This is a genomic window from Cryobacterium sp. 10I1 (assembly GCF_035019805.1).
Lineage (GTDB): Bacteria > Actinomycetota > Actinomycetes > Actinomycetales > Microbacteriaceae > Cryobacterium > Cryobacterium glucosi.
This window is the reverse complement of the sequence record NZ_JASJVF010000259.1, coordinates 1-4,327: the sequence shown is the minus strand read 5'-3', so window position 1 is coordinate 4,327 and position 4,327 is coordinate 1. Positions and strand designations below refer to the sequence as shown.

Genomic DNA, 4,327 nt, shown 5'->3' with positions numbered 1-4,327 from the left:
GACGAGCGCTCGTGCGACGGCCGCGCGGCCGATGGCGGCGAGGGACTCCGGCCCCGCCTCGGAGCCGATCTCGCCGCGTGGCACGGTCGCGAAGCCGAGGGAACGCTCGCCGAGTACGATCACCCGGCCGCCGCCGGCCTCGAAGGAGCGCAGCTCGTCCGTGAGCGGAGTGCCGTCCGTGTCATCGGGGGACGGCGGTCCGGCGAGGATCAGGATCCGGGGGCGCTGCCCGCGCAGGGATCGGACGAGTGCGAGTTCACGGTCGGGATCGCCGGCCGTGACGGTCACCGTGACGGTGAGTCCGGCATCCGCTGCCGCGTCGATCACGCCGGATGCCAGGAATGCGTCGCGCGGGTCCGCGATGTCGGTGACGACAAGGGCGACCGTCCGGGTGCTTCCCGTGGCAACGGCCTGCGCCGAGAGGTTGGGAGTGTAGCCGAGCTGGGCGGCGGCCGTGAAGACCCGGTCGCGGTAGTCCCCGTTGACGGTGCGGGTGCTGCCGTTCAGGGCGCGCGACGCGGTGGCGAGGGACACGCCAGCCGCGGTGGCCACGTCGAGCAGGGTGGGTAGCCTGGATGACGGACTCATCGGTCCATCCCCTTCCTGGGGACTGGCGGGCCGGTTCGCGGTTCGGGTCGCGGTTCGGCAGGTGCTTGTCATTGTGGCACGCCGGGCGCGGGGAAGGCGTGTGCGGGCCTGAGACTCTCCTGCGGAACCGGGAATTCCCCCCGGTTGCGGGGCGACCGGGGGGAATTCTGCCTGCCGGCAGTGGCTGCCGGGCGTTCGGAACCTAGTTCAGCGCGAGTGCCGACCACGAGACCGGCGGCAGGATGACGGTGAGGACCCCTTCGGTGAGCAGCACGCCGTCGAGGGGCTTCAGGCCGACCCGATTCTGGTCGGCGAGTGTGTTCCTGGCGTAGACATCCGCATCGTGCAGGGTGACCGCTTCGGTGAGGAGCGTCGCGTCGAGGCCGGAGACGTCGATCGACACCTCGATCGACTCCGTCTGGCTGCGGTTCACGAGGAAGACGGCGGATGCGCCCGTCTCGGCATCGAAGGTCGCGACGGCGTCGACGAGGGGCGCTGCACCGTAGAGGGCCGTGTCATAGGTCCCGGCATCGATCCGGGGCTTCAGCACGACGCCGCGGGCGAGCCTCGAGGTCACCGAGAACGGGAAGAACGTGGTCTGGCGCCAGCTCGCCCCGCCCGGCTCGGTCATGATCGGCGCGATGACGTTGACGAGCTGCGCGAGAGAAGCGGATCCGACCCTGTCGTGGTTCTGCAGGAGCGTGATCAGCAGGTTGCCGAGCACGACGGCGTCGGCGACGGAGTAGACGTCCTCGAGCTGCCGCGGCGCGTGGCGCCACTCCTCGTTGACCTCCTCCGAGGCCTGGTGCTCGTCGAGGTACCAGATGTTCCACTCGTCGAAGGAGAGCTGGATGGTCTTCTCGCTGCGGAGCTTGTACTTGACGTGGTCCGCCGTGGCCTTCACCGTCTCGATGAAATAGGTCATCTCGAGGGAGGACGCGAGGTACGAAGCGAGGTCTCCCTTGCGCTCCTGGTAATAGGCGTGGCAGGAGACGTAGTCGACGTACTCGTAGCTGTGCTCGAGCACGACCCGCTCCCACTCCCCGAAGGTCGGCATCGCAGAACCGGAGGAGCCGCAGACGACGAGCTCGAGGCTCTTGTCCGCGGTCTTCATGGCGGATGCGGTGCGAGCCGCGATCTTCCCGTAGTCGTCGGCAGACATATGGCCGATCTGCCAGGGTCCGTCCATCTCGTTGCCGAGGCACCACATCCGGATGTCGTACGGCTCGACCGCGCCGTTCCGGATTCGCTGCTCGCTGAGCGCGGTCCCGTCGGGCTGGTTGGCGTATTCGAGAAGGTCGAGGGCGGCGTCGATGCCGCGGGTGCCGAGGTTGACGGCCATCATCAGCTCGGAGTCCGTCAGGGCGCACCAGCGGGCGAACTCCTCGAGGCCGACCTGGTTGCTCTCGAGCGAGTGCCAGGCGAGGTCTCGGCGCACCGGTCGGTCCGCGCGCGGTCCGACGCCGTCCTCCCACTTGTACCCGGAGACGAAGTTGCCGCCGGGGTAGCGGATGGTCGTCGAGCCGAGCTCCTTGACGAGGTCGACGACGTCGAGCCGGAACCCGTCGGCGTTGGCGGTCGGGTGGCCGGGTTCATAGATGCCGTCATACACGCACCGGCCGAGATGTTCGACGAAGGAACCGAAGATCCGGCGGTTGATGGGTGCCACGACGGCTGAGCGGTCGATGACGATTGTTGCCTGTGTCACGCGAGGAAAGTCCTTTGGAATCGAGATGAGTGGAAGAGGTGCGGATGCTTACTTGACGCTGCCGAGGGAGAGCCCGCCCTGCCAGTACTTCTGCAGCGTGAGGAAGGCGATGATGAGCGGGATCACGGAGACCAGTGCTCCGACGATGACGATGGTCCAGAGCGACTGCCCGCCGGTGTTGACGCCGGCCTGGGTCTGCAGGGCGCCGAGCCCGACGGTGACGGGGAACAGGTTCGGGTTGGAGAACATCACGAGCGGCAGGAAGTAGTTGTTCCAGGTGCCGACGACGCTGAGCAGCAGCACGGTGACGAGGGCCGGGCGGAGCAGGGGGAGTGCGACGCGGAAGAAGATCCGCAACTCGCCGGCCCCGTCCATCCTTGCGGCGTCGATCATCTCGTCCGGGATCGCATCCTGGGTGTAGACCCGCATCAGGTAAACGCCGAAGGGATTGAGCATGGACGGCAGGATCACCGCCCACATCGTGTTCGTCAGGTGGGTCGCGCTGAACATCACGAACATCGGGATGACGAGGGCCGTCGCGGGGACCATGACCGAACCGAGCACCAGGGCGAAGAACGGGGTGCGCCCGGCGAAGCGGTACTGCGCGAAGCCGTAGCCGGCGAGCACCGAGATGACGGTCGCGCCGATGCCGCCGGTGAGGGCGTAGAGGAACGAGTTGCCGAGCCAGTGCCAGTACAGTCCGTTCGAGTACGTGAACAACAGCTGGATGTTGTCGATCAGGTTGAACTTCCCGAACCAGAGCGGGCTCGTGTCGCCGCTGAAGAGCGTCGCCTGGTCCTTGGTGCTCGCGACGATGAGCCACCAGAACGGAAGCGCGAAATAGAGGATGAGGCCGACGAGGACGAGGTGCGGCAGGACGCGACGCCCGCCGGCCCGGCTGGCCTCGCGGGAGGCATGGGACCGCCGCTTCTCCGGTCGCGGTGAGGTGGTCGAAACGAGCACGGTCATGAGTTCAGTCCGCTCTTTTTACGCGTGAAGTGCAGGAATATATAGGAGCCCACGAAGACGACGAGCCCGAGGGCGAATGAGATCGCCGAGGCGTAGTTGAATTGCGAATAGGAGAACGCGAGCGTGTATGCGTAGATGTTCGGCGTGTACGAGGCGGTGATCGATCCCGACGCCATGCTCCGCAGGATCTGGGGCTCCGTGAAGAACTGCAGGGTTCCGATCAGGGCGAAGACCAGGATCAGGACGAGCGAGGACGAGATCATCGGGATCTTGATCCGGAGCGCGGTCTGCCAGGCGTTGGCGCCGTCGATCTTGGCCGCCTCATAGATCGAGGTGTCGATGCCCTGGAGCGCCGCGTAGATGATGATCATGTAGTAGCCGGCCCACTGCCAGGTCACGACATTCACGAGGCTGCCGAAGATGTTGTCCGGCGACAACAACTGCGGTGCGTTGAGGCCGAACCAGCCGGCGACCTCCGCGGCGGGGCCGAAGCTCGGGCTGTAGAGGAAGCCCCACATCAGGGCGCCGATCACGGCGGGAACCGCGTAGGGAACGAAGATCATCAGCCGGGAGAACTTGGAGAACCGGCTCGTGATCGAGTCGAGCAGCAGGGCAGCGCCGAGCGAGACGAGCATCTGGATCGGGATCAGGATGATCGAAAACCGCACGACGAGCCAGACGCCCTCGAGGAAGAGAGGATCGGTGAAGGCCTTGGCGTAGTTGTCGAGGCCGACCCAGTGCGTGCCCGTTGCCACGGTCTTGTTCTGCAGGCTGAGGATGAAGGCGTAGACGAGGGGCGTGAGGAGGAAGAGCACCAGGAAGACGGCGAAGGGGGCCACGAAGAGCCACCCCCAGCGTGCACGCCGGGCGCTGACGCCCGATCCGAGCCGGCCGGGTTTTTTCAGGAAAGCACGGTCCGGGGTGACGGAGCGTCTCTCGATGGTTGAGGACAACATTGTTCCTTTCCAGGGGCCGGGCAGCAGGCAGGGCCGGCAGCAGACCGGCAGGGGCTACGGATCGGGGGTGAAGCGGTAGCCCATTCCGGCCTCCGTGAGCAGATAG

General features: G+C 66.5%; 4 protein-coding genes. All 4 read right to left on the bottom strand.

The genetic code is table 11. The features are described 5' to 3' along the window. Window positions 1–588 (bottom strand): LacI family DNA-binding transcriptional regulator (locus QN345_RS15990; RefSeq protein ID WP_323508860.1); only part of this gene is annotated, 588 nt, incomplete at its 3' end. Window positions 589–790: 202 nt separating this feature from the next. Beyond that, window positions 791–2,296 (bottom strand): alpha-N-arabinofuranosidase, encoded by a 1,506-nt coding sequence (locus tag QN345_RS15985; RefSeq protein ID WP_134446817.1) that lies wholly within the window; start codon window positions 2,294–2,296, stop codon window positions 791–793. 48 nt (window positions 2,297–2,344) lie between these two features. After that, entirely contained in the window at window positions 2,345–3,265 is a 921-nt protein-coding gene (locus tag QN345_RS15980; protein ID WP_134446819.1) for a carbohydrate ABC transporter permease, read from the bottom strand. Continuing rightward, window positions 3,262–4,221 (bottom strand): carbohydrate ABC transporter permease, encoded by a 960-nt coding sequence (locus tag QN345_RS15975; RefSeq protein ID WP_134446821.1) that lies wholly within the window; start codon window positions 4,219–4,221, stop codon window positions 3,262–3,264. The genes QN345_RS15980 and QN345_RS15975 overlap by 4 nt, the downstream gene beginning before the upstream one ends. Window positions 4,222–4,327: the final 106 nt, after the last annotated feature.